The following is a 24,050-nucleotide window of genomic DNA, read 5'->3' on the forward strand; positions in this document are numbered from 1 at the left end:
CGAAAACAGGTACCTACTGGGTGGCCACCATCTCGTCGGTCACCTGATAGTCTCCGGCCAGCCAGCGCAGAATCTCGTGGGCCGCCGGGTGATCAAAGGCGTCGTAGGTGTGCATCAGCGCCTGCTTTTTCTCATCGCTGATGCGTGCCAGCCCGGTGTCCTGCAGGGTCAGTAAATCCTTGTGCAGCTGCTCCGCCAGCTCCAGTCCCAGCACTTCCCGCGCCGCGTGCAAAAACGCCTGACTATACTGGTAATCCGGGCCCTGGCGATAACATTCCGCCAGCGTGATCGCCGGGATGGTGGTCAGCACCGGTTGCAGTGCCGGATTGATGGCGTGGCCGGCAAGGTAGGCGGCATTGCCGGCAGGGCGGCCGGTGAAACCACGCAGATGCAGGTGCCGGGACATGCGGTCGCCATCGTTCACCGGGTAATTATCCCAGAGCAGTGGCTTGCGCCCCAGTAACTTGCTGACACGTTTGAGATGGCCCGGGGAGATTTCCCGGGAGCAGACCTCTTCCCCGGTCCAGAAAATTCTCACCTCACGGTCCAGTTCCGCACCCAGGGTTTCCAGATAATCCGCCGGCCGCTGCCCAAACACCCGGTCCAGCACCGGGTCATCGGAGTAGTAGGTAGGACACACGCTGAGTTTGGCGGCACTGGTGTTGGCTTTTACCCAGTCCACAATCTGTGCCTGGGTGCGGGCCAGGTCCGGGGTGTCCGGGTGCATATCATCAAACAGAATGGCCAGCTCCTGAATACCAAGGCGATCCAGCATTTTCAGTTTCTTCGCCAGGGCCTCCCGGGCCGCCTCATCGAAGTTATTGAAGATCTCGAACGGGCTCAGCCCGATACCAAAGCGCACACCTTCACGACGGCAGAATCTGGCAAAGTCCGCCAGTGCCTCAGCCTGCTCCGGAGGGTGTGGTTCCTGCCAGCGACGTCGCAGGTAGGGATCCGCCTTGGGGGCATACAGATAGAAGCCGTAGCCATGGGTAAGCAGGGTATTGACCAGCTGGCGCCGCTCGGACCAGGTCCACAGGGGCCCGTAAAATCCTTCAATAATTCCCAGTTCCACTGTCATAATCCTGTCGCTCCCTGTCTGCCATCCAAGCGAATACTATACCGGAACAGCCGCCTTGATGACGGGATCGTCAGCTCTCAGCAAGCATACCGTATGATTAGATCCTAGCCGCTACTCTCACAACCTGCCTAGAATAAACGATCCGGTAAAATGCTGAGTTTTCAGGAGCACTGCCTTCATGCCCAAAGGTCAAGACCGACTGCCCGCACTGGACGCGCTTCGAGGCATCGCAGCCCTGGGTGTGGTGCTGTTCCACTACCTGCCCTACTACGACAAACTCTACGGCCACGGTTTCGGCATACCGGACGTCCTCGGTTTCGGGCGCTATGGGGTTCACCTGTTCTTTATCCTGAGCGGCTTCGTCATCTTCATGACCCTGGAGCGCACCCGCAGCGCCGGTTGGTTCGGGTTGGCCCGGGCCGTCCGCCTGCTGCCGGCACTCTGGGCCGGCATTGCCCTGACCTGGATCGCCGTTCAACTGATGGGGCCGGCTGACCGCATGGTGAGTCTGGGCTCGGCGCTATTGAACATTACCCTGCTGCACGAATACCTGGGCCATCCCCATGTCGATGGCGCCTACTGGAGCCTGGTGATCGAGGCCACGTTCTATTTCTGGATTGCCTTGCTGTTCTACGGGCTGGGGAGCTGGCAGCGTATGCGGCCAATACTCTGGGCCTGGACTCTGACCAGCTACGCGGCAGTGGTCTGGTGGACAGCCATTCCCGACGGGCTGGAATTCCTGATCAAAGACCTGTTGTTTACCCGCTACGCGCCCCTGTTCATCAGCGGCATGCTGATCTACCGCTGGCACCGCTACCATCGCCTGCCGGCGTCGGATCTGGCACTGCTGGCACTCACCATCGGCCACTGCCTGGTCGCTTACAAAGCGCCGTTCAACCTCTTTGTGCTCGGCTGTTATGGCGTTTTCGGGCTGGCCGTAGCCGGCTATCTCAACGTTCTGGCACGGCCGGGAATGCTCTGGCTGGGCAGCATTTCCTACACCCTGTACCTGGTGCACCAGAACATTGGTTATGGCGTGATTGATCTGGCCTACAAAGCCGGACTACCCGGCCAACTTGGTGTGATGATGGCCCTGGCCGTCGCGATTGGTCTGGCGGCAGCCCTGCATTACGGTATCGAAAAACCCGCTCTGCGCTGGTTCCGGCAGTGGCGGAAACGTGCCGCACCGGACACCGGACTGACGTTGATCAACGCCCCGGTGCCGAAAAAAGCGGAAAATCTTGACTAGACTGAACACAACAAAAAACCTGAAACCCATTGCCTGACAAGAGTAAGATGCCATGGAAATCAAGACCTTCGCAGACCTGATTGACTGGACACGCCAGCTCCACGCCCACCTTGCCCGCTGCCTGCACGAATCGGCCCAGAAAAATCAGAACGAACGCGCCAGCGCCTTGCTCGACTACATCAGTTCCCATGAGGCACTGTTGGAGAAGGCCGTTGCCGAATATGAGAAACAGGCCGACCCGAAAGCGATGAGCACCCGCCTGTACGATTATGGCGTGCACAAACCGATCGAGAAGAACCGCACCTGCGATACCCGTTATAACGATCTGGATTTTGACGGGATCGCCCGGGAGATCTTTGATTTCCACGATCAGGTAATGGACCTGTACGACGCTCTGATCGGTAAAGCCGAGATTCCCGAGGCCAAATCCCTGCTGGAGGATCTGAAATCCCTGGAGGAGCATGAGGCCATGCGCCTGGCCAGCCAGATCGGCCGAATGAACGACGTTTAACGTTAGACCAATGTCGTAGTCCGGCAAATTTTTGCTGCAGCCCACCCGCCATAGTTGCTAATCTGAACTACACTCTTGAGTTCCGGACCCCACAAGGGGCCGGGCTCTACTACAACAATGACAAGAGGTTAGAAGAGCAATGAAGATCCGTTCTGTTCTTTCCGCGGCTGTGCTGGCTGTGGCAACTACCTTTGCCGCCACCCAGGCGCTCGCCCAAGACAAGTTCACCCTGCGACTGGCAGAAACCTGGGGCCCCAACTTCCCCATTTTCGGTGACACCACCAAACGCTTCGCTGAAACCGTTAACAAGATGTCTGATGGCCGACTGACCGTCCGCATCGACTCAGCCAACAAGCACAAGGCCCCGCTGGGCGTCTTCGACATGGTCAAGGCCGGTCAGTACGACATGGGTCACTCCGCCTCCTATTACTGGAAAGGCAAGGTGCCGGAAACCCTGTTCTTCACCAGCATGCCGTTCGGCATGAACGCCATGGAGCAGTATGCCTGGTTCTATCACGGCGGTGGCATGGAACTGATGCAGGAAGTGTACGAGCCTCACAACATGCTGTCGTTCCCTGGCGGTAACACCGGCGTACAGATGGGCGGCTGGTTCCGTAAGGAAATCAAATCCCTGGACGACCTGAAAGGCCTGAAAATGCGCATACCGGGCTTCGCCGGCGAGGTGTTTGCGGAGGTTGGCGTTAACCCCACCAACATTGCCCCGGGCGAGCTTTACACCGCCCTGGAGCGTAACACCATCGACGCCGTTGAGTGGGTAGGCCCGGCACTGGATCTGCGTCTTGGGTTCCAGCAGATTGCCGACTACTACTACACTGGCTGGCACGAGCCGGCAACCGAGCTGCAGTTCCTGATCAACAAGCGCGTTTGGGAGCGCCTGCCGGCGGATCTTCAGGAGATCATGCGGGTAGCCATGCGCACCGCCTCCTACGACATGCTGGTTCACTCCCAGCACGCCAACGCTGAAGCCTGGGCCAACATCAAGGAAGAATATCCGAATGTTCAGGTCAAACAGTTCCCGGATGACATCTTCCAGGCCATGTACGACGCCAACAAAAAGCTTCTGGATGAAGCTGCCGAAAACAGTGAAATGGCCGCGAAAATCATCGACTCTCAGTTGAAGTATCAGGCTCAGAGCCGTGCCTACACCGATATTTCCGAGCGGGCATACCTCAACACCATGGCCGAAGTCGAGTAAACTGAACAACCATGCAGAAACAGAGCCGGGATCGCTCTTTGAGGTGATCCCGGCTTTTTCATTTCCGAGAATCAGAAAATCCGCTCTGCGGAGGAAGAAGTTCGATGCGCTGGATTATCCGACTGGACGAGGGCCTGGCCTGGCTCTCCAAACTCTGCGGCTGGATCGCCTGTGTGGCCATGATCCTGATGGCCGCCAACGTCTTCTATGACGTCGTCGCACGTTATGCTTTCAACGATGTGTCCATCGCCATGCAGGAAATGGAATGGCACCTTTATTCAGTCGTCTTCCTGCTTGGCATTCCCTATGCCCTGCGCACCGATGGTCATGTCCGTGTGGACGTGTTCTATACCAACTGGAGCCAGAAGCGCAAAGCCTGGATTAACCTGATAGGCGCCGTTCTTTTTGTTATTCCGTTCGCCTACCTGATTGCCACCTATGGCTACAGCTACGCGATGGATGCGTACCAGATGGGCGAAGGCAGCGGCGACCCCGGTGGCCTACCCCATCGCTGGGTGATCAAATCTGTGATTCCGGTCAGTGCTTTCTTTATGGGAACGGCCGGCTTGAACATGGTGACCTACGCCATCCGGGTGATGGCCGGTGACAAGCAATACGAAGGTGAGCACAGCGCAGGAGGTCTGGCATGATCGGTATGATTATGTTCGGCGTGGCGCTGGTCATGCTGATGTTCGGTTTTCCGGTGGCCTTCACCTTTGGCGGCGTGGCGCTGTTTTTCGGCATCTATGCCGAAGGCATGGACCTGTTTGCCTTCATGCCCTTCCGGATCATGAGCGTGATGCAGAACACCGTGTTGATGGCGGTGCCTCTGTTTATCTTCATGGGTGTGGTACTGCAACGCACCAAACTGGCTGAACAATTGCTGACCTCCATGGGCCGGCTGTTTGGCGGGTTGCCCGGCGGTCTTGCCATTTCCACCATTCTGGTCGGTGCCCTGCTGGCTGCCTCCACCGGCGTTGTCGGCGCCAGCGTGGTTGCTATGGGCCTGATTTCACTTCCGGTCATGCTCGCGCACAAGTACGACAAGCGCCTGGCCACCGGCACCATCTGCGCTTCGGGCACCCTGGGCCAGATTGTGCCGCCGTCGATCATCCTGATCATTCTGGGTGACGTCCTTGGCCTGCCCGTGGGCGATCTGTTCAAGGCTGCGGTCATGCCCGGCGTGGTACTGATTGGCCTGTACATTGTCTACATTCTGATCCTGACACGTTTCAAGCCGGAAACCGCACCGGCCATGCCGGCCCAGGATGAATCGGTCAGCCGGGGCAAGGAAATCCGGGATGCCCTGCTTGCGATTATTCCGCCACTGGCGTTGATCGTGATTGTGCTGGGCTCCATCTTCACCGGCATCGCCACTCCCACGGAATCCTCGGCACTGGGCGGTGTTGGTGCGGTGGTTCTCGCGATCATCTACCGCCAGTTCTCGTTCAAAATGGTCTGGGATGCCGCCAAAGACACCGTCAGCGTGACCGCCATGGTGTTCGCTATCCTGATCGGCGCGACCGCCTTCTCCATGGTCTTCAGCTATACCGGTGGCGATTATCTGCTGGAAGAGTGGCTGATGCTGCTGCCCGGCGAACAATGGGGCTTCATTATCCTGGCCATGGTGGTCATTCTGGTGCTGGGCTTCTTCATCGATTTCGTGGAGATTTCCTTCATCATCGTGCCCATTCTGGCACCGGTGGCCGAGGCCATGGGCATCAACATGCTCTGGTTCGCCATCCTGATCGCCATGAACCTGCAAACCAGCTTCCTGACACCACCATTCGGGTTTTCATTGTTCTACCTCAAGGGGGTGGCACCACCGAACGTCCGAACCACGGATATCTACAAGGGCATTATTCCGTTCATTCTGATCCAGATTCTGGTGCTGGCGCTGATCGTCATCTTCCCGGAATGGTTCGGCATGAGCGCCACCTACTAGCCCCGCGGGTAACCCTGTAACTCTGGCGGAGCCGGCCCAAGCCGGCTCCGCCCACTTCCCCGCTCTTCCCCTCAATCTTCAGTCCGCCGACCTGACAAAACCTGATCATTTTCTATACTGAGTCAAAAAGCCGCGACTCTCAGTTCAGTTTTCGGGATTGCACGGACCATAACGAATCAGAGGAGAGAGCATTCCATGGCACAGAGTACCGCTCGTAAACCGGAGTTTCCGAACAAGGAAGAACACCGGGCCCACGTCCTCAGCCTGCCTTTGGAGCGCGGTCAATCCGATCGCGAGCCCCACAGTTATGAACGCTGGCTGATCCATAAACTGATGCGTATGGCCGGCTCTCCCCCCATTCGTTTCCGGCTCTGGAACGGCGATGTCATAGAACCGGAAGTTCAGGACGCCCGCTTCACCCTGCACCTGACCGACCACAAGGCTCTCTACGCCCTGGTGGCCAACCCGAATCTGGCCTTTGGTGACCTGTACGCCGCCGGTCGACTGGAAATCGACGGCGATCTGCCCGATCTGATGGAGAGCCTGTACCGGGCCGTCCACGCTGCGCGCCAGAAATGGCCACGCTGGCTGGACGCCCTGTGGCGCAACCACAACCCGCGTGCTACCGGCATCGCCGAGGCCAAGGAGAACATTCACCACCACTACGACCTGGGCAACGAGTTTTACCAACTGTGGCTGGATGAGGCCGAAATGCAGTACACCTGCGCCTATTACGAGCAGGCCGACAACACCCTCGAACAAGCTCAACTGGCCAAACTGGAACACGTTTGCCGCAAGCTTCGGCTGAAACCGGGCATGACGGTGGTCGAAGCCGGCTGCGGCTGGGGCGGGCTGGCCCGATACATGGCCCGTAACTACGGGGTAAAGGTGCATTCCTACAATATCTCGCGGGAACAGCTGACCTACGCCCGGGCTGAAGCGGAGAGGCAAGGCCTGGATAACCTGGTTACCTATGTCGAAGATGACTACCGCAACATTGAAGGCCAGTACGATGCGTTCGTCTCTATTGGCATGCTCGAACACGTGGGCAAGGACAACTACCCCGCCCTGTCGGAACTGATCAAGCGCTCCCTGAAACCCGATGGTATTGCCCTGCTCCACAGCATCGGGCGCAACCGGCCCATGCTGATGAATGCCTGGATCGAGAAGCGGATTTTCCCCGGCGCCTATCCGCCCAGCATTGGCGAGTTCATGGAAATCTGCGAGCACAGCGATTTCTCGGTACTGGATGTGGAAAACCTGCGGCTACACTACGCCCAGACCCTGAGCCACTGGATGGACAATTTCACCGCCAACCAGGACCAGGTCACCGAGATGTACGACGAACATTTCACCCGGGCCTGGCGACTGTATCTGGCCGGTTCCATCGCCGCGTTCCGGGCCGGTTCTTTGCAGTTGTTCCAGGTGGTGTTCACCCACGGCGACAATAACCAGCTGCCCCAGAGCCGGCAGGAACTCTACACGTTTCCAGCCACGCCAGAGGGGGTCTGATGGAATACTACGACATCATTATCGTGGGGGCCGGCCCTGCCGGCTCGACCCTGGCCCGGGCTCTGGAGGACTCCGGCAAACGGGTATTGATCATCGACAAGCAAACATTCCCCCGTGACAAGACCTGTGCCGGCTGGGTCACGCCGGCGGTGATGGCCAGCCTGGACATTGATCCAGGGAAGTACTCTGTCGGCCGGACACTGCAACCCATTCGCCGGTTCCGGATCGGCATGATGGGGCAGAGTGCGGTGGAGAACGACCACGGAGATACTGTCAGCTACGGTATTCGTCGCTGCGAATTCGACGCCTACCTGCTGGACCGTGCAGAGTGTGAAAAGCAGCTGGCAACGGCGGTAAAGTCCATCAACCGGAACAACGGCAACTGGGTGATCAACGATCAATGGCAGGCGCCGCTGCTGGTGGGTGCCGGAGGCCATTTCTGCCCGGTAGCACGGCTGTTGGGCGACGGCCCGGGCAAGCATGAAACCGTGGTGGCCGCCAAGGAAGTGGAGTTCGAGATGACACCGGAGCAGGCCCGCGCCTGCGAAGCCCGCGGCGATACGCCGGAGCTCTGGTTCTGCCGGGATCTCAAGGGCTACGCCTGGGTTTTCCGGAAAGGCAGCTACCTGAACATTGGCCTGGGCCGTGAGGACAACCACCGGTTGTCCGATCATCTTCAAGCGTTTGTAGAGGAGATGAAACAGTCGGGCCGCATCCCTTCCGACCTGCCTGGCCGCTTCAAAGGCCACGCCTATCTACTGTATGCCCATGCCAACCGGCTGCTGGTGGATGACGGCGTGCTGCTGATTGGCGATGCGGCCGGCCTGGCCTATACCCAGAGCGGCGAGGGCATTAGGCCCGCCATCGAATCGGCGCTGATGGCGGCCAATGTGATCAAGGCCGCCCCGGATTATTCCGCACTGTCGCTGCAAAGCTATGGTGAACGCATTGCCGAACGCTTCGGAACCCGGGCCACAGACCAGCAACCCGGCTTTGAAGTGCCGGAGTGGCTGAAACAGCCCATCGCCAGCACCCTGATGCGCTCGCACTGGTTTACCCGCAAGGTGGTCACGGAGAAATGGTTCCTGCATCAGGAGGTACCGCCGCTGGAGGTGGCGGTTTAGATAGACAAAGGCCGGGCGATATAGCCCGGCCTTTGTTTTACGCTTGCACCAACCTGGAGTTCGAAAACTGGCTGGCGCTGTAGCGAACGTGCTTAGAACTTCACACGCATACCGGCCAGGAAGCCCATGTCGGCATCATCACCAGCGTCATCCTCAAGGTCGCTCTGGGCGATTTCAGCGAACACACTGACGTTCTTGGCAGCCGGGAACTTGTAGGTCACGTTGGCGTACCATTCGGTAACGTCGTCCGCGTCATCTTCTTCCTTGTTGCCCATACCGAGCGCAACGTCGGTGGTGGCCGCAACGGCAAACACAGCCGCCAGGTTGTACTGGGTGGTTTCGAAGTCGTCTTTGTCGGTTGAGCTGTAGTCAGCGGCCAGATTCATGAAGCCGAAATCGTAGGAAGCACTGATACCCCAGGTATCCATGGAATCGGCAGAACCGTAGGCGCGCGCATGCTGGTATGCCGCAGCCAGTTCAAGACCGGCCAGTTCAGTAGCAACAAACAGATCGTAGTACTCACCATCGATACCGGCAGAAGCTCCGTCGTTGGTCTTCATTTCGTGGGAAGCTGCGATGTAGACGTTTTCCAGTTCGATATCGACGCGGATGGTATCATCACCGTCGGTGGCGATACCTTCGAAACGGTCTTCGTCCACGGTTTCAACTTCAATGGCTTGCTCAATGCCAAACTCATCCGTAGCAAAGTTCTGCTTACCGAAGGAGAATGAAGCCACGCCGTACTTCAGGCCCACGAAGGCTTCTTCCAGATTACTGCCGTTCTCGTCCTTCTCGGCAGCATCCTTGAAACCAAAGTCCAGGCGACCGAAGGCAGTCAGGTCATTGCCCAGATCGTAGGCAACGTAGTTTTTCAGCTCCAGATCGTCGTATTCAACCTCGGCGCGCTCATCAAAGCCGGTTGCCTGGCGGAACTGCACCTGGAAGTCACCGTTCAGTTTGTAGGTAAAACCATCCTTCTCATAAATAGTCGCAGCATTCACAGAACCTGCGGCAACAGTAGACACAGCAACAGCCAGAAGAAGCTTCTTCATTTTCGGAACTCCACGTTCAGTTTGGTTTGGTGTTTATTGGTTACTGGAATCAACCCAGCTGTCCCACTCTTTTCGAGTTTGTTCGTCAGCCTTCAGATACCAGTAGCGCAGCATCCTGCTGACCATTTCCTGATCCGGATCGACGTGCGAATCCAGCAACAACCCGTCCTGGTTGGTTTTCAGCTCCGGTACGGCCACCGCCGCCACAGAGCCTGCACGGTTATAGGCAGCCAGCTCACGGGCATAGTCCCGCACCAGCTGAAAGCCCTCTTTTTCGAGCACATCGGCGGTAAACGCCACCTCACGGCCCTGGCGATCAGTCAGCTGCCAGTTACCCTGCTGATTGAAGCTGTCCATTTGATTACGCGAGTCGATTTCCGGAGCGTTCAGGGTCAGCGCGGTCTCAGCAGCCTCGAAACGGACCACGAAGGCATCGCTGGTTTCCAGCACCTCTTCACGGCCGATTTCAGCGGTGCACTCCACGACCAGCTGCTGGGTACCATCAGCGAGAGTCACTGACTCGCCAGAGCCAGCGGTCTGCTCGCTACCCTGAAAGGCTTGCACTTTCACACAGGGCCCCAGAGTGAGCTGAACGTCTGCCAGAGCCGGCAACGGCATCAAGGCGGCAAGTAAACAGGTCGTCCAGGCAAGTCTCGTCACGCGTTATTTCCAATCGGTGGTTGGCAGCAATCTTGAGACGACACTATGGAGGGAATTTATTAACGGACTGTTAATAATATGTTTCGGTTATATGACACGATCCTGTGGACACTTTTTTGGCCCGGACACAAAAAAGCCCCGCCATGAAGACGGGGCTTTTTTATTCCGGAAACTGAATTAATCAGTCAGTTCGAGTTTCACACGGTAGATCGCCGTGGTGCCGCTGACTTCGTTGCCTGTGATGAGTAACGGCTCACCAGTAGGTGAGTCATCGGCGGCCACCACAGTGATGCTCTCCACGCCCAGATCCCCTGCGGTTTCGAGTACTGAAGCGGTGTCGACAGTGGTCCAGTCGTCACGGGTGTTCAGGTAATCCACCTGAACCGGACTGGCCGGGTCCGTTACGTCGTAGACCAGAATACCGCCCATGCGCTCCAGGCCCAGGAAGGCAAAGGTTTTATTGCCGAACGTCGCCACGGTCACGGTTTCAGGTTCCGGACCTTTGGCGTCCGACCGGGAATCGAACGCCATGCCCTCGTCATGGGCGGAGTTGAAGTGGTCTGAGCAGGGAATAGAACGAGCCGTACCCAGACGACAGTCCTCACTGGCCAGGAACTGCTCGATCGCATCGCCGGAGTCCCATACCAGCTCACCGTCCTCATTCCAGATCGCCAGAGAACGCGTGCCGTAGGAGTACAGCTGGTCGTACATCAGAAGCGTGCCGTCCGGGTCTTCTGCACCCGACGCGTTGAACATGACAGGAGCACCATTTTCATCAACCCGGTAACCCTGCACCCAACTGATGTTGAGTCTTCCCAACTGGTCATCATCGCGACAGGCATTGGCTGCACCGGCTGTGGCACCGCAGTAATCGAAGACGGATGGATTCAACAGCGCACCTTCGGCCAGCGCAGTCAGTTGCGGTGGCATGTCGTCACCAATCCGGCGGGCAAAACCATCCGGATGCACCAGGTGTTTCACCCGCAACTCTTCGACAAACCCCCTGGAACTGTCGCCATTCCAGTAGTCGGCGTTATCTTCACCCCAGGCCCTGGCATCCCCCTCATTGGCCGTCACGATAAAGGTTTCACCATTTGCCTGGTAACTGTCGATGGCATCAGGATGATAGATACCCACCACACCCGGCCATCTCTGGATATTGATGACGCCGTCATCGTCCGAGGCATCAATACCCTACCCCTCAACACCGTAATCCTTGAACCCCAGGGGTAAGATACTGGTGACCGTTGCCGCGCCGACATCCAGCTTCGCCAGGGCGTTGTTTTCCTGCAAGGAGACCCAGGCAGTGCGGCTGTCGGCACTGACGGTGATATATTCCGGTTCCAGATCCTGGGCCACGGTGGCCCCCGGGCCGTATCTGCGAACACCCGATGCCTTCAGGGCGCCTTCCTGGCTGTTGAAGGCCAGAAAATCGGCTGTTCGTACCGTGAGATTCTCCGGATTGGAAACATCAACTACACTGATCGACCCTTCCGGATCGATCTGGTAATCATCGCTTGGCTCGCCTTCGTTTGCTGCCAGGACATATTGCCCATCCGGCGTAAAGGTCACCATATCGGGCTGCGCCCCTACCAGGATACTGTCACGCAGTTGCAGGTCCGCAGCCCCAAACACCGCGACATAACCGGCGTCGGTTTTCGGATTCGATTCGACGGCAACCGCAACGAGCCCGTTTGCCACCGCCACACTGTTAACCACCGCATCAGCGGCAATGTCAGCAACCGTCAACGTGTCGATTTTGGCTGGGTTGGCCGGGTCGCTCATATCCAGCACATCCACGGCCCCGGACAAGGCATTAACCACAAACGCCCTGCGACTGGCAGGGTCAAACGCCGTGATTTCCGCGGCAGACTCATCAAACTGCCCGGTGCTGTATCGACCGGCGAATTCAAGCGTCAGGCCAGTGACCTGAGCTTCCGTTGCCAGGTCATCATCGTTGTCCGAGGAATTACAGCCGGATACCAGCACGGCGCTCACAGCGAGAGCGAGCAATGACAGTTGGAATGGGTGCGATGTCTTGGGCACAGCGGGCTCCTTTGCTTATTTGATGATGAAAGAGCAAAGAAGGCTAGGCGACAGACGTGACGAACGCGGGAAAGGAAAGTGACAGGGCAGTGACGTTTCTGTGACAGCTCCCCGGCCCAATACCGGGCCGGGGAATGTCGGAGCATCAGCCGGAACTTACTGGCCCAGGTAGCTCCGGTACATCCATACCGTTTTTTCCTGCTGAGAGATGTAGTCACTCATCAGTGCCACGGTACCTTCATCTTCTGCTTCACCGGCCAGGTTCAGCAGGCCGCGCTGCTTGGCGATGAGCTTGCCGAAACTCTCAACGATATTGCCTACGGCTTCTTTGCCATCAGACACGTCCTTGCGCTCCGGTACTTCGGATTTCTCGATGTAGGTGCTGTAGGCATGAGCCGGACGATGGCCCAGGGTGAGCACCCGCTCGGCAATTTCATCGATCTTGAGCAGCAGGTCGTCATAGAGTTCTTCAAACTTGGCGTGCAGCTCAAAGAAGTTCTCACCCTTGATGTTCCAGTGATATCCACGCACATTCATGTAGAAGATCTGGTAATTCGAGAGCAGTTCGTTCAGTGCATCTGCCAGCTTCTGGGTTTTGTCTGTGTCGAGACCTATAAAGTTCTTACCCATGTTGAACCTCCTGATTCGTTTTGGGGTTTTGTCTAACTGTCACTGTAAGACAGCTCAGTGTCAGAACGAAAGTTTGGTTATTCAATACCGCTCATAGCAGAAACTTATACCAACAAGGAAAAACTCATAGCCGAACCCTATCAAGAAAAATGTCACTTTCTATTTGGAAACAATTCTCGTTTGTCCTTAAATACAGTCATAGGCATTTACCAAGCGGAGCTGACCCCATGAGTACCCTGAAACTGTTTGTTCACAATCACAGCTCGAAGGGCGACCAGTCGTTTCTGAAAACAATCACCTTCGCGATTACCCACTTTACCGTGGCGTTCACGGTGGCGTATCTGCTGACCGGTGACATCCTGATCGGTAGCCTGATCGCGATGGTCGAACCGGCCATCAACACCGTTGCGTACTTCTTCCATGAGAAGATATGGGCACGGCATCAGCGGAATACAACCGCCAATGCGATGAATCTAGGGCAGAACACGCTTTAATGGCTTGCCCTCTGTCAAGGACGGAGGGTAAAGCTACACTCCCGGCCCGCAATCCATGCACCCCTCCCCGGGCGCGGGGCCGATCTGGAGTTTTTTGCTCAGGTCTTTCAACGCGGTTCGCACCCCTTCCTCAATCACCGGATGGTAAAACGGCATCTCCAGCATCTCGCTCACGGTCATTCGCTTTTGCACGCACCACGCCAGCAAATGGGCAATGTGCTCCGCAGCAGGTCCGAACATCTGGGCGCCCATGAACAGGCCACTGCCGTGCTCGCCGTACACTCGAAGCAGTCCCCGATTCTTGCCGATAACCTTGCTGCGTCCCTGATCCTCGAATGACACCTCACCAACCGCAAAACAGCCCTGGCAACGTTCATCTACCTGGTGGATATTCAACCCCACCGAGGCAATCTGGGGCTCGGTGAACACCACCGCCATGGGGGTTTTTCTGAAGCCAGTCCGGACTTCCGGCCAGGCCCCGGCATTGTCGCCGGCAATCCGGCCTTCGTCTGCCGCTTCGTGCAGCAGGGGGCGGTCGTTGTTCACGTCACCGGCAATAAAGATATGGCTGTCGCCGCAGCGCAGGGTGAAGGGGTCAAACACGGGCATACCGCGTTCATCCAGGTCGATGCCGGCATTCTGGATATCCAGGTGATCAATGTTTGGTCTCCGTCCGGTGGCTGCCAACAGATAATCAAAGGTTTGCTGATGCTCCTCACCGCCCTCGCTCCAGCTGATGCGAACACCTTCCTCGATGCGTTCAACCCGCCGGGTCTCCGCTTTTGGGCTGATGGCAAACTCTTCACGGAAGGTGTCCAGCGCATACTCCCGCACCTTTTCATCCTGAATACCACCGATGCCGCCGCTAACGCCAAACATGCGGACCTTTACGCCCAGCCGGCTCAGTGCCTGACCTAATTCAACACCAATCACTCCCGGGCCGAACACCGCCACCGACGACGGCAGGTCCTGCCAGTCGAACACGTCATCGTTGACCACCAGCCGGTCTTTCGCTTCTTTCAAAATACCGGGAATATTGGGTCGGGAGCCGGTAGCAATAACGATACGGCCGGCGGTTACTTCGGTATGATCACCGACCACAATGCGGTGGCTGTCAACAAAGCGGGCGTGCCCCATCAACCGATGTTCTTCCGGTAGCGATTCCATGGATCGCACCACCGGTGCCACAAAACGATCGCGCTCTTTACGCACTCGCGCCATCACGGCCCGGCCGTCAATACGCACATCGCCCGGAAGCACACCAAACTGTTCAGCCTGCCTTACCTGATGCGCCCTTTCCGCTGCGGCAATCAGCAGTTTGCTGGGCATGCACCCTACCCGGGCACAGGTGGTGCCGTATTGTTCACCTTCAATCAACACAATCCGGTCTGTGGCCCTGCGGGCGCGCTGATAGGCGACCATACCCGCCGTACCTGCACCGATAACCGCCACATCCACTTCTCGCTTGTTCATCCTGCCTCCTTGAGACTGACTGATATTTCAGGTGTTTCGGGCTGTTAAACTTAAGGAGTCTTTCGGTAAAGTATAGAAAGCTTATTATCCGCTGACAGGGGAATCACAGAAAAAATCCCCGTGCTTACTGGCTGCGGGCGCAATACCCTGATCACAAGTGCAAACAACCCGGAGAATGACTGTGCAGAATTACTGGCTGGAGTTTCTGACCGTTGCCCTGGTGCACCTTTTGGCGGTGGCCAGCCCCGGGCCGGATTTTGCGGTCATGCTGCGCCAGGCACTGACCCAGGCCCGGCGCAATGCTCTGCTGACCGCCATGGGTATTGGCATCGGCATTCTGCTGCATGTGGGCTATTCACTGCTGGGCATCGGGCTGATTATCCAGCAGTCGGTGATGCTGTTTACCGTGCTCAAGGTAATTGGCGCCGTCTATCTGCTGTACATCGCCTGGCACTGCCTGCGGGCCAAACCCGGTGGCATTCATGTGCAGGCCAACGGCGGGCACGCTCAAAGCGGCTGGGCGGCGTTCCGGCTCGGGTTTCTGACCAACGCCCTGAACCCCAAGGCCACCCTGTTCTTCGTGTCCCTGTTCTCGGTCATCATCAACCCGGGCACGCCGGTTCTGTTGCAGGCCGGATACGGCATCTACATGGCACTGGCCACCGGCCTGTGGTTTGCCATGGTGGCGGTGTTCTTTACCCACCCCCGTGTCCGCCGGGGTTTCAACCGGTTCGGACACTGGCTCGACCGGGCCATGGGGGGCATTCTGGTATTGCTGGCCGGGCAACTGTTGTTGTCTACAGTGAGCGGATCAGAGCCTCCGTCTGTTCCCAGCCCAGGCACGGATCGGTAATCGAGCAGCCGTAGACCAGCTCTTTGCCATCATCCTGGCGGCCGAACTCCAGGAAGCTTTCCAGCATCAGGCCCTTGATGTGCCGGTTGCCGTTGCGCTTCTGGGCCATCACCTCCCGGGCGATATCCACCTGCCGCTCGGCCTGCTTGCAGGCGTTGTCGTGGCTGCAGTCCACCATCACCGCCGTCGATATGCCGGCTTTTTCCAGCTCTGCCACCGCTTTGGCAATGCTCAGTTCATCGTAGTTGGTCACACCCCGGCCACCGCGCAGCACCAGGTGGGTATCCGGATTGCCGGCGGTGGATATCATCACCGGGGCGCCGCTGTGGGAAATGCCCATGTGATGATGCGGGTGCGAGGCCGACTTCATGGCGTGGCTGGCCACGGTAATGCCACCATCGGTGCCATTCTTGAACCCGGTAGGCATGGGCAGGCCGCTGACCATTTCCCGGTGAATCTGGGATTCGGTGGTACGCGCGCCGATCGCGGTCCAGCTTACCAGGTCCCCCAGGTAATCCATCATGAACGGGCTCAGGGCTTCGGTGGCGAGCGGCAGGCCGAGCTCGGACAACGCCAGCAACAACTTGCGGGAACGCTCCAGGCCCTGTTTCAGATCGCCCTGACCGGTGCGTTCCGGATCGTACAGAAGGCCCTTCCAGCCCACCGTGGTACGGGGTTTCTCCAGATAGGCGCGCATGACAATCAGGAAACGGTCACTGACTTCGTCTGACAGTGCTTTCAGGCGGGTGGCGTAATCCAGGGCAGCCTGCTCGTCGTGAATGGAACACGGGCCCATCACGATCAGGGTACGGTCGTCCTGACCGTGCAGCACGGCGCGGATCTGATCACGGTAACTGGCAATGGCCCGCACCCTTTGCTCATCGGCCGGAAACTGCTGGCGCAACTCGGCGGCGGTGGGCAGTCTGGCTTCCTGGCGGTGCTGGCAGGCGCTTGAGGTTTGCGCATCCAGTGTTTCAGATTTCAGCGGCATGTTCATGTCTGTGTTCCCGTTTCCCTGTATCAGAATCAAAAAAGCCCCGGCTGGGCTACCAGTCGGGGCTTTTCGGAGTCCGGTGGCAGCCTGGGTTGCTTGCCGGGCTGCCTTCCTCGTTGTATTCGGTCGATGAAGATCCTACGGGCGGCCCGGGCTCTGGCTAAAATAAAAGCCATAACCAAACCACCAAAAATACACAGCAGAACCTGCGGCCTTCAGTTTTTCACCGAAAGCTTTCAGAACATTCAATTGACAGGCTGCGTGTAAGGTCTTCATGCTTTTCACTATATACCCACGGTTTTAACGATGGCAACCCGCAAGACGGATTATTTTGCAGCGGGCATGGCCGTCATGGCTCTGGAGGCCTGCATGCGAAACCCTGAGCACCGCCCCGTTCTCTCGCTGATGACTGCCCTGATTCTCACCCTGTTAACGGTTTCCAGCGCCGCCTGGGCACAGTCGGAAGCCCGGGTCTATGACCTGAACAACCGAACCGCTGAAGACATCGAGTTACAGATTCGCGAACTCTACCATCAGGCGCCGGTAACGGTTACGGCACGCGGACAGCAATTGGTGGTCCGTGGTGAACCAACACTGCTGGACGAAATCGGAACTCTGGTGCAATCAATGGATGTACCACCCGTGCAGATGAGGATCAGCGTTCGCTACCGTCAGGACATCGGGGGTAAACAATCCGGAGGCAGCGTCACCCTCTCGAACGGTTCGGCCGGCGCCAGCGTCGAGCGCCGTACCATCAGCACCAATTCCACCCGGGAGCGTCAGCTTATTGTGCAGGATGGCCAGTCGGCCCACATCACCTCCGGCAATGTGCGCACCCTGCCATTTGCCGTTCAGGGCGGGCGTAATCCCGCCGCCATCCTGCAGCAGGTGGAAACCCGAAGCGGCTTTGTGGTGAGTCCCCAGGCCATCTCGAACCAGGCGGTAGAGCTGAGTATCGTGTCCTTTGAGGAAGACCCGGCCGCACTCCCCGGCTACGAAACCGAAGCCCTGATGACCATCCGGCGGGTCGAGCCGGGGCAATGGGTCAGCCTCGGAGGAACTCGCACCTCCATAAATCAGGAGCAGCAAGGCATCACCTACCGTGTGAACAGCAAGCGTGCAGAAAACCTGTCCATCGACGTCAAAGTGGAAATTCTGCCCTGATCAGGCCTGATTACGCTTGCCCAGCAAGACATCTCGGGCCTCATTGAGCTTGGCGGCCAGGTAATCGTTGCCTCCGCGGTCCGGGTGCACCTTCAACATCAGTTTGCGGTGGGCAGCGGTCACCTCCTCACGGGAGCAACCGGGATTCACTCCCAGAATATCGCAGGCCTCCTGCGTGCTCATTGGCCCCCGGGTGGCAGCCCGATCGCCCCCGGCATTTGCATGGCGCGTCGAGTCATTACCGGATGAATCGCCCATGGCCTTGCGAAACATCGGTGCATAACGCAGCAACGCCGGCAGCTTTCTCAACAGGGGAATAAGAGCGGCAATACCGGCCGTGATCACATGCACCCGGCCGGTCAGCACCATAAACAGCAAGAGCGCACCGCCAGCCACCAGAATGACTTTCCAGATCGCCGCCTTCTGCCCTTCCGGCGAAAGCGCGCCCCATTTTTTCAGGATGACAAACACGGCAGCCGCCAGGGCCAGGCCGAGAATCAGTTGCATCGATGTTAGTCCTGTATTCTTGCTGTCGAAAAACGGGAGTCCGAAATACGCCCGGATACTATAATCCACCCCGGACACACCAGCGTAATCTGTCCGCAGTATTTATACTGTTTGTTGAATGCAAACGGGTGACAAATAGAAACAGCTTTTGTAGCATCCTATTCGTTAAATTGAACTGACGTTCTATTACATTGTCCCCGCGCCCTGATTTGCAAGGACAGCTGTCAGCCTTCCCTTCCGGGCGACTTTATCAGATTCAGGAAATTCACTCCCAGGAACAGATCTATGCGCACTGCTTCCCGTTTTGTCATCGTCATCATTTTCCTTGGTGTCGTCCTCGGCGGCATCTTCGGCTACAAGTTCATGCAGTTCGGCCAGATGAAAGAAATGATGTCCCAGCCGCAGCCACCGGCGATCATCTCCGTGACCAAAGCGACTACCGAAAACTGGCAGCCGGCCATCAAGGCTGTCGGCAGCATCGAAGCCATCAATGGCATCGAAGTGGCCAACGAAGTGCCTGGTGTGATTGAGAACATTGGTTTTGAGTCCGGCGACACCGTCAGCAAGGGCGATGTTCTGGTGCGCCTGGATGCCGCCATCGACGAAGCAGCACTGCGCACACGGCGAGCAGAAGCCCAACTGGCGGAGCAGGAATTCAAGCGAGTTTCGGACCTGCTGCCGAAGCGGGCCGTGTCCCAGTCCCAGTATGATGAGGCCAAGGCCAATTTTGATGCCGCCCGCGCCCGGGTGAACGAGGCTGAAGCACAGCTCAACAAGAAAGTGATCCGCGCGCCCTTTGACGGCAAGCTGGGTATCCGCATGGTGGATCAGGGCCAGTACATTGCTACCGGCACGCCGATTGTCGAGATCAACATGCTGAACCCCATCTATGTGGATTACACCCTGTCCGAGAAATTCCTGCCGGATGTGGATCAGGGGTATCCGGTATCAGTGACTGTTGCCGCCGTGCCGAATCAGACCTTCGAGGGTGAAGTGAGCGCCATCAATACCTCGGTGAACCCGGAAACCCGCACCGTACGCATGCGCGCCACTCTGGATAATGAAGAGAATCTGCTGCGCCCGGGCATGTTTGCCACCATCCAGACCGGCCAGCCCCGGGACAACGAAGTGGTTACCCTGCCGCGCACCGCCATTTCCTACAACACCTACGGCAATTTCGTGTACGTGGTGGAAGAAAACGACAACGGTGAACTGATTGTCAGCCGCCGCACCGTCACCACGGGCGAAGTTCGCGATGGCCGGGCGGCCGTGCTGTCTGGTCTCGAAGAGGGTGAGACCGTGGTGGCCAAAGGTCTGCTCAGACTGCGTGCGGGCCAGCGTGTTGAAATCCAGGACGAGTCCGGCCAGGAGGCGTCTGAGTAATGAAATTTACCGACATTTTTGTCCACCGGCCGGTTCTGGCCACGGTGGTCAGCCTGCTGATCCTGTTGATCGGTGCGCGGGCCGCCATGGAAATGGAAATCCGGCAGTATCCGGAACTGGAAAGCACCACGGTGACCGTCTCCACGGCCTACCCCGGCGCTAGTTCTGATCTGATCAAGGGCTTTATCACGACCCCGCTGCAGCAGGCCATTGCTGAAGCCAGCGGCATTGATTACCTGACCTCCACCAGTTCCCAGAGCGTATCGACCATTCAGGCCAAGATGATCCTGAACTACGACGCCAACGATGCCCTGGCGGAGATCCAGGCCAAAGTAGCCAGTCAGCGTAACGTGTTACCGGCGGAAGCCGAGGACCCGGTGATTACCTCGACTACCGGCGACAGCACGGCACTGATGTACATTGCCTTTTACAGCACCGAGTTGGATGTGCCCCAGATTACCGATTATCTGACCCGGGTGGTGCAGCCCAAGCTGCAGGCGCTGGCCGGCGTGGGCAAAGCTGAACTGCTGGGTCGCACCTTTGCCCTGCGTATCTGGCTGGACCCGGAACGTCTCGCCGCCGTGGATATGACTCCGGTAGAAGTAGCCGCCAAACTGCGGGCCAACAACTATCAGGCCGCAGTGGGCAAAACCCGCGGCAAATACACCGAGGTCAGCCTGACCAGCGACACCGATATCGCCGATCCGGACGCCTTCCGGAACCTGGTGGTCAAACAGTCAAACGGCACTCTGATCCGCCTGCAGGATATTGCCCGTGTGGAGCTGGGGTCCCAGACCTACGACAGTCTGGCTCTGTACAAGGGCCAGCCGGCCACCTATGTGGCCATTGAGTTGGCACCGGGGGCCAACCCGCTAACCGTGGCCGACCTGGTCAAGGCCGAACTGCCGGATATCGAAAGTCAGTTGCCCAGCGGCCTGAATGTGCGCCTGGCCTACGATGCCTCTGACTTTATCGAGGATTCCATTAACGAGGTTATCCAGACCTTGCTGGAAGCCATGATCATCGTCCTGGTGGTGGTGTTCCTGTGCCTGGGTTCGGTTCGAGCCTCGGTGGTGCCCTCGGTGGCGGTACCGCTGTCCCTGATTGGTGGCGCCTTTGTCATGCTGATGTTCGGCTTCTCCCTGAACCTGCTGACGCTGCTGTCCATGGTGCTGGCCATCGGCCTGGTGGTGGATGACGCCATCATCATGGTGGAGAACGTGCACCGACACATCGAGGAAGGCGAATCCCGATTCGATGCCGCTATTAACGGTGCCCGGGAAATGGCAACGCCCATCATCGCCATGACCACCACGCTGGTGGCGGTTTATGCCCCCATCGGCTTTATGGGTGGCCTGGTCGGCTCGCTGTTCACCGAATTCGCCTTTACCCTGGCCGGCACGGTGGTAATCTCCGGTATAGTCGCCCTGACCCTGTCGCCCATGCTCTCCGGCAAGGTTCTCAAGCCCCACGGCAACCCTGGCCGGTTCGAGCAGTTGGTGGAAAAAACCTTCAACGGCCTGGCCAATGCCTACAAGGCTGCACTTTCATCGTTGATGCAGACCAAGTCGGTCGTGGTGTTCTTCGCCTTTGTGGTGCTTGGCTCCATCTACTTCATGGTGATGATGAGCCAGAACGAACTGGCCCCCACCGAAGACCAGGGCATTCTGTTCTATCAGGGCCTTGGCCCGGAAACCTCCACCCTGGACTACCTGTACGACCACGGTCAGGAAGTGCAGAACCGGATGTCTGAGGTGTCGGGTTACAGCGAAGACTTCATGATTCTGGGTATCACCAGCCCCAATGCTGTATTCGGCGGGTTCAAGCTGGCGCCCTGGAGTGAGCGGGATATCAGTCAGTTCGAGGTTCAGCCCATGCTGGACGCCGAACTGAAAAAGGTCACCGGGCTGCAGACCGCGGTATTCCCCCGGCCTTCCCTGCCCGGCTCCGGCGGCGGTCTGCCGTTCCAGTTTGTCATCACCACCGGCGGCAGCTATGAACAGCTGGACCAGGTGGCCGATGAAATGCTGGGCAAGGCCATGCAGAGTGGCAACTTCATGTTCCTGAAGAAGTCCATCAACTTCGACAAGCCGGTTACCCGCATCAATGTCGATCGTGATCGCGTGGCCGATCTGGGCCTGTCGATGCAGGACGTGGGGCAGTCTCTGGCCAGCATGCTCAGTGGCGGTTACATCAACCGCTTCAACATGGAGGGCCGCTCGTACCAGGTGATTCCACAGGTGGATGACCAGTTCCGCCCGAGCAAGGAAGCCCTGCAGGACTACTACATCCGCGCCGGCAATGGCGAACTGGTGCCGCTCTCCAGCGTGGTTAGCTTTACCGAGGAAGTGGAGCCGTCGAACCGCACCCAGTTCAACCAGCAGAACTCGCTGACCCTGGAAGGCGTGGTTATGCCGGGCGTGGCAGCAGGCACCGCCATGGAGTTTATAGAGCAAACCGCCAGCGAGGTCTTCCCACAGGGCTTCAGCTACGACTACACCGGGGAAACCCGTCAGCTGGCCACCCAGGGCAGCGCTCTGGTGGTGACCTTCTTCCTGTCACTGCTGGTGATCTACCTGGTACTGGCGGCACAGTTTGAGAGCTGGCGCGATCCGATCATCATTCTGGTGTCGGTGCCCATGTCGGTAGCCGGTGCTATGGCGTTTATCGTACTGGGCTTTGCCTCCATGAACATCTACACCCAGGTGGGACTGATTACGCTGATCGGGGTTGTGTCCAAGAACGGCATCCTGATTGTGGAGTTCGCCAATCAGTTGCAGAAAGATCGGGGCCTGAACAAGGTGGATGCAGTAATCGAGGCGGCGGCCATCCGTCTTCGGCCGATTATCATGACCTCTCTGGCGCTGATCTTTGCCATGGTGCCGTTGCTCATTGCCATCGGCCCGGGTGCCGAGAGCCGGTTTGCCATCGGCCTGACCATCAGTGCCGGCCTGGGCATTGGCACCTTGTTCACGGTATTCGTGCTGCCAGCATTCTACATTCTGCTGGCCCGGGATCACCATGGCTCGGCAGCCGATGAATACGGCAACGAGGAAGAGTCGTCCTCAACGCAGGCGCCAGCCGGCAACCACTGAACCGGCACGGCAATCATAAAAAAGCCCGGCATGGCAACATGTCGGGCTTTTTTGCGTCAGGAGACGGCAATCCGGGCTGGTGGTTCCAGCGCCGGTTCTCCCGCCTGCAAGCGGCGGCGCCACTGGACGGTTTCGCTGGGCAACTCTCCGAAGTGTTCCCGGTACAGCGCAGCAAACCGCCCCAAATGCGAAAACCCTTCATCGGCGGCGTACCAGGAAATATGGGGCGCATCGCACTGGCAATCCACTAGCCGGCGCCGAACCCGGATCAACCGGCAGCGCTGGTAGAAACGGTACGGGGTCATGCCGGTTTCCCGCTTCATCAGATAATACAGATTGCGCTCACTGACCCCGGAATGATTGGCCAGTTCCTGCAAATCAAACTCCCAGGCTGGCTCCATGCGGATTTTGTCGATAACCCGGAGAAGCCGGCGGTCGAGCTCCGGGGGCGCTTCGTTGGCTTCACAACCACCCTCCCGGGCGATGTCATCCAGTTCTTCAAACAGGATATGGGCAGAATCACAGGCATCGTTGTAATCCTGGAAGAAGTTGGAGCGCAACAGAAAATGATTCACCCGATCCGCCATACAGGCTAACGCACCCTGGCCCGGGGTGACGTTGCTGCGCCACTGTTCCGGGTTTAACAGAATCAGACGGGAATGCTCGCAGGCACGCACCGAAATCGACTGAGTGAAGGTAATGGTGGCCATCGGAAAAGCCGGCTGCCTGCAATCACCATTTACCAGCACATCGCACTGCCCCGATACCGGCACCACCAACAAAGTCCCTGGCAGTCCGCACAGATGCACCTCGGCATCCTGCACCAGATCCAGAGCACAGACGACGCCATGGTCCACGCTTAGAGAGGACAGTGAGCCAACAACGGTCTGCGGACGCTCCAGAGTGAGACCAACGTCTTCACAGCCCAGCAACTCACGGATGGCCGCCTGCCATTCGCCAGCCGCAGCGCGATTGAGTCGAAGGTAGGCATCCAGATCCGGTTTGGCAGTGAGATTGCGCATACAGCATGAACAGGCAATGAGTGAGCTTGCTGTTTTAAG

The 24,050-nt window shown here is 58.0% G+C and carries 21 protein-coding genes and 1 pseudogene; 12 read left to right on the top strand and 10 right to left on the bottom strand.

From position 1 onward, the window contains the following. Window positions 1-13: 13 nt before the first annotated feature. Window positions 14-1,081 carry a beta-N-acetylglucosaminidase domain-containing protein gene (locus ACF8YQ_RS16000; RefSeq protein WP_226595954.1) on the bottom strand — a complete coding sequence of 356 codons (1,068 nt, stop codon included), beginning with the start codon at window positions 1,079-1,081 and terminating at the stop codon, window positions 14-16. Between the two features lie 178 nt (window positions 1,082-1,259). Between ACF8YQ_RS16000 and ACF8YQ_RS16005 the strand changes: the two genes are divergently transcribed. The 7 genes from ACF8YQ_RS16005 to ACF8YQ_RS16035 all read left to right on the top strand — a co-directional run bounded on the left by ACF8YQ_RS16005 (window position 1,260) and on the right by ACF8YQ_RS16035 (window position 8,638). Then, the gene (locus ACF8YQ_RS16005; protein WP_396621966.1) at window positions 1,260-2,330 is read left to right on the top strand and encodes an acyltransferase family protein; all 1,071 of its coding nucleotides are present in this window, start codon (window positions 1,260-1,262) and stop codon (window positions 2,328-2,330) included. A 52-nt stretch (window positions 2,331-2,382) separates the two neighbouring features. Beyond that, window positions 2,383-2,841 carry an ATPase gene (locus tag ACF8YQ_RS16010; RefSeq protein ID WP_224850563.1) on the top strand — a complete coding sequence of 153 codons (459 nt, stop codon included), beginning with the start codon at window positions 2,383-2,385 and terminating at the stop codon, window positions 2,839-2,841. Between the two features lie 139 nt (window positions 2,842-2,980). Next, a complete protein-coding gene (locus tag ACF8YQ_RS16015; RefSeq protein ID WP_396621967.1) occupies window positions 2,981-4,057 on the top strand; it encodes a TRAP transporter substrate-binding protein in 1,077 nt (358 codons plus the stop codon). Window positions 4,058-4,161: 104 nt separating this feature from the next. Then, window positions 4,162-4,707, top strand: a complete 546-nt coding sequence (locus ACF8YQ_RS16020) for a TRAP transporter small permease subunit (RefSeq protein ID WP_023009564.1) — start codon at window positions 4,162-4,164, stop codon at window positions 4,705-4,707. Beyond that, window positions 4,704-6,002, top strand: coding sequence for a TRAP transporter large permease subunit (locus ACF8YQ_RS16025; protein WP_224850562.1), 1,299 nt, complete (start codon window positions 4,704-4,706; stop codon window positions 6,000-6,002). The genes ACF8YQ_RS16020 and ACF8YQ_RS16025 overlap by 4 nt, the downstream gene beginning before the upstream one ends. 195 nt (window positions 6,003-6,197) lie before the next feature. Next, the gene (locus ACF8YQ_RS16030) at window positions 6,198-7,514 is read left to right on the top strand and encodes a class I SAM-dependent methyltransferase (protein WP_396621968.1); all 1,317 of its coding nucleotides are present in this window, start codon (window positions 6,198-6,200) and stop codon (window positions 7,512-7,514) included. Then, window positions 7,514-8,638, top strand: a complete 1,125-nt coding sequence (locus tag ACF8YQ_RS16035) for an NAD(P)/FAD-dependent oxidoreductase (RefSeq protein ID WP_396621969.1) — start codon at window positions 7,514-7,516, stop codon at window positions 8,636-8,638. Before ACF8YQ_RS16030 ends, ACF8YQ_RS16035 begins: the two co-directional genes overlap by 1 nt. Before the next feature lie 92 nt (window positions 8,639-8,730). Here ACF8YQ_RS16035 and ACF8YQ_RS16040 read toward each other — a convergent pair whose 3' ends face one another. The 5 genes and pseudogenes from ACF8YQ_RS16040 to ACF8YQ_RS16060 form a co-directional block, all read right to left on the bottom strand. Then, window positions 8,731-9,690: a porin gene (locus tag ACF8YQ_RS16040; RefSeq protein WP_396621970.1), complete on the bottom strand. Its 960-nt coding sequence runs from the start codon at window positions 9,688-9,690 to the stop codon at window positions 8,731-8,733. A 33-nt stretch (window positions 9,691-9,723) separates the two neighbouring features. After that, complete coding sequence (locus ACF8YQ_RS16045) at window positions 9,724-10,350, bottom strand: DUF2057 family protein (RefSeq protein ID WP_396621971.1); 627 nt, start codon at window positions 10,348-10,350, stop codon at window positions 9,724-9,726. A 177-nt stretch (window positions 10,351-10,527) separates the two neighbouring features. Next, window positions 10,528-11,280 carry a choice-of-anchor I domain-containing protein gene (locus tag ACF8YQ_RS16050; protein ID WP_396623320.1) on the bottom strand — a complete coding sequence of 251 codons (753 nt, stop codon included), beginning with the start codon at window positions 11,278-11,280 and terminating at the stop codon, window positions 10,528-10,530. A 123-nt stretch (window positions 11,281-11,403) separates the two neighbouring features. Continuing rightward, window positions 11,404-12,396: pseudogene (locus tag ACF8YQ_RS16055) on the bottom strand (choice-of-anchor I family protein); the annotation flags it as partial. A 156-nt stretch (window positions 12,397-12,552) separates the two neighbouring features. Next, a complete protein-coding gene (locus ACF8YQ_RS16060) occupies window positions 12,553-13,026 on the bottom strand; it encodes a Dps family protein (RefSeq protein ID WP_222179550.1) in 474 nt (157 codons plus the stop codon). 227 nt (window positions 13,027-13,253) lie between these two features. On the opposite strand from ACF8YQ_RS16060, the gene ACF8YQ_RS16065 reads away from it, so the two are divergent. Next, window positions 13,254-13,520 (top strand): DUF2061 domain-containing protein, encoded by a 267-nt coding sequence (locus ACF8YQ_RS16065; protein WP_114433780.1) that lies wholly within the window; start codon window positions 13,254-13,256, stop codon window positions 13,518-13,520. A gap of 33 nt (window positions 13,521-13,553) precedes the next feature. Here ACF8YQ_RS16065 and ACF8YQ_RS16070 read toward each other — a convergent pair whose 3' ends face one another. Beyond that, window positions 13,554-14,993, bottom strand: a complete 1,440-nt coding sequence (locus tag ACF8YQ_RS16070) for a dihydrolipoyl dehydrogenase (protein WP_396621972.1) — start codon at window positions 14,991-14,993, stop codon at window positions 13,554-13,556. A gap of 181 nt (window positions 14,994-15,174) precedes the next feature. Here ACF8YQ_RS16070 and ACF8YQ_RS16075 point away from each other — a divergent pair, with 181 nt between their 5' ends. Next, window positions 15,175-15,846: a LysE family translocator gene (locus ACF8YQ_RS16075; RefSeq protein ID WP_396623321.1), complete on the top strand. Its 672-nt coding sequence runs from the start codon at window positions 15,175-15,177 to the stop codon at window positions 15,844-15,846. Here the strand turns inward: ACF8YQ_RS16075 and ACF8YQ_RS16080 are convergent. Further along, window positions 15,791-16,843, bottom strand: coding sequence for a 3-deoxy-7-phosphoheptulonate synthase (locus ACF8YQ_RS16080; protein WP_396621973.1), 1,053 nt, complete (start codon window positions 16,841-16,843; stop codon window positions 15,791-15,793). The two genes, ACF8YQ_RS16075 and ACF8YQ_RS16080, sit on opposite strands and share 56 nt — an antisense overlap. A gap of 366 nt (window positions 16,844-17,209) precedes the next feature. Between ACF8YQ_RS16080 and ACF8YQ_RS16085 the strand changes: the two genes are divergently transcribed. After that, window positions 17,210-18,004: a secretin N-terminal domain-containing protein gene (locus ACF8YQ_RS16085; protein WP_396623322.1), complete on the top strand. Its 795-nt coding sequence runs from the start codon at window positions 17,210-17,212 to the stop codon at window positions 18,002-18,004. On the opposite strand, the gene ACF8YQ_RS16090 is transcribed toward ACF8YQ_RS16085, so the two are convergent. Then, a complete protein-coding gene (locus ACF8YQ_RS16090) occupies window positions 18,005-18,511 on the bottom strand; it encodes a DnaJ domain-containing protein (RefSeq protein WP_014422766.1) in 507 nt (168 codons plus the stop codon). Between the two features lie 285 nt (window positions 18,512-18,796). Here ACF8YQ_RS16090 and ACF8YQ_RS16095 point away from each other — a divergent pair, with 285 nt between their 5' ends. Further along, window positions 18,797-19,894, top strand: coding sequence for an efflux RND transporter periplasmic adaptor subunit (locus ACF8YQ_RS16095; RefSeq protein WP_396621974.1), 1,098 nt, complete (start codon window positions 18,797-18,799; stop codon window positions 19,892-19,894). Beyond that, window positions 19,894-22,989 carry an efflux RND transporter permease subunit gene (locus ACF8YQ_RS16100; RefSeq protein WP_396621975.1) on the top strand — a complete coding sequence of 1,032 codons (3,096 nt, stop codon included), beginning with the start codon at window positions 19,894-19,896 and terminating at the stop codon, window positions 22,987-22,989. Before ACF8YQ_RS16095 ends, ACF8YQ_RS16100 begins: the two co-directional genes overlap by 1 nt. Before the next feature lie 56 nt (window positions 22,990-23,045). Here the strand turns inward: ACF8YQ_RS16100 and ACF8YQ_RS16105 are convergent, their stop codons facing one another. Then, complete coding sequence (locus tag ACF8YQ_RS16105; protein WP_396621976.1) at window positions 23,046-24,011, bottom strand: helix-turn-helix domain-containing protein; 966 nt, start codon at window positions 24,009-24,011, stop codon at window positions 23,046-23,048. Window positions 24,012-24,050 lie beyond the last annotated feature (39 nt).

Source organism: Marinobacter sp. W-8, from assembly GCF_044342215.1.
Taxonomy (GTDB): Bacteria; Pseudomonadota; Gammaproteobacteria; order Pseudomonadales; family Oleiphilaceae; genus Marinobacter; species Marinobacter nauticus.

Excerpts from the sequence above, each read along its gene's own strand:
- ACF8YQ_RS16000 (WP_226595954.1), bottom strand. The coding sequence starts at position 1,081 with ATGACAGTGGAACTGGGAATTATTGAAGGATTTTACGGGCCCCTGTGG.
- ACF8YQ_RS16050 (WP_396623320.1), bottom strand. The coding sequence starts at position 11,280 with ATGCCACCGCAACTGACTGCGCTGGCCGAAGGTGCGCTGTTGAATCCA.
- ACF8YQ_RS16005 (WP_396621966.1), top strand. The coding sequence starts at position 1,260 with ATGCCCAAAGGTCAAGACCGACTGCCCGCACTGGACGCGCTTCGAGGC.
- ACF8YQ_RS16010 (WP_224850563.1), top strand. The coding sequence starts at position 2,383 with ATGGAAATCAAGACCTTCGCAGACCTGATTGACTGGACACGCCAGCTC.
- ACF8YQ_RS16070 (WP_396621972.1), bottom strand. The coding sequence starts at position 14,993 with ATGAACAAGCGAGAAGTGGATGTGGCGGTTATCGGTGCAGGTACGGCG.
- ACF8YQ_RS16020 (WP_023009564.1), top strand. The coding sequence starts at position 4,162 with ATGCGCTGGATTATCCGACTGGACGAGGGCCTGGCCTGGCTCTCCAAA.
- ACF8YQ_RS16100 (WP_396621975.1), top strand. The coding sequence starts at position 19,894 with ATGAAATTTACCGACATTTTTGTCCACCGGCCGGTTCTGGCCACGGTG.
- ACF8YQ_RS16030 (WP_396621968.1), top strand. The coding sequence starts at position 6,198 with ATGGCACAGAGTACCGCTCGTAAACCGGAGTTTCCGAACAAGGAAGAA.
- ACF8YQ_RS16105 (WP_396621976.1), bottom strand. The coding sequence starts at position 24,011 with ATGCGCAATCTCACTGCCAAACCGGATCTGGATGCCTACCTTCGACTC.
- ACF8YQ_RS16040 (WP_396621970.1), bottom strand. The coding sequence starts at position 9,690 with ATGAAGAAGCTTCTTCTGGCTGTTGCTGTGTCTACTGTTGCCGCAGGT.
- ACF8YQ_RS16095 (WP_396621974.1), top strand. The coding sequence starts at position 18,797 with ATGCGCACTGCTTCCCGTTTTGTCATCGTCATCATTTTCCTTGGTGTC.
- ACF8YQ_RS16080 (WP_396621973.1), bottom strand. The coding sequence starts at position 16,843 with ATGAACATGCCGCTGAAATCTGAAACACTGGATGCGCAAACCTCAAGC.
- ACF8YQ_RS16060 (WP_222179550.1), bottom strand. The coding sequence starts at position 13,026 with ATGGGTAAGAACTTTATAGGTCTCGACACAGACAAAACCCAGAAGCTG.
- ACF8YQ_RS16035 (WP_396621969.1), top strand. The coding sequence starts at position 7,514 with ATGGAATACTACGACATCATTATCGTGGGGGCCGGCCCTGCCGGCTCG.
- ACF8YQ_RS16015 (WP_396621967.1), top strand. The coding sequence starts at position 2,981 with ATGAAGATCCGTTCTGTTCTTTCCGCGGCTGTGCTGGCTGTGGCAACT.
- ACF8YQ_RS16090 (WP_014422766.1), bottom strand. The coding sequence starts at position 18,511 with ATGCAACTGATTCTCGGCCTGGCCCTGGCGGCTGCCGTGTTTGTCATC.
- ACF8YQ_RS16065 (WP_114433780.1), top strand. The coding sequence starts at position 13,254 with ATGAGTACCCTGAAACTGTTTGTTCACAATCACAGCTCGAAGGGCGAC.
- ACF8YQ_RS16025 (WP_224850562.1), top strand. The coding sequence starts at position 4,704 with ATGATCGGTATGATTATGTTCGGCGTGGCGCTGGTCATGCTGATGTTC.
- ACF8YQ_RS16085 (WP_396623322.1), top strand. The coding sequence starts at position 17,210 with ATGCGAAACCCTGAGCACCGCCCCGTTCTCTCGCTGATGACTGCCCTG.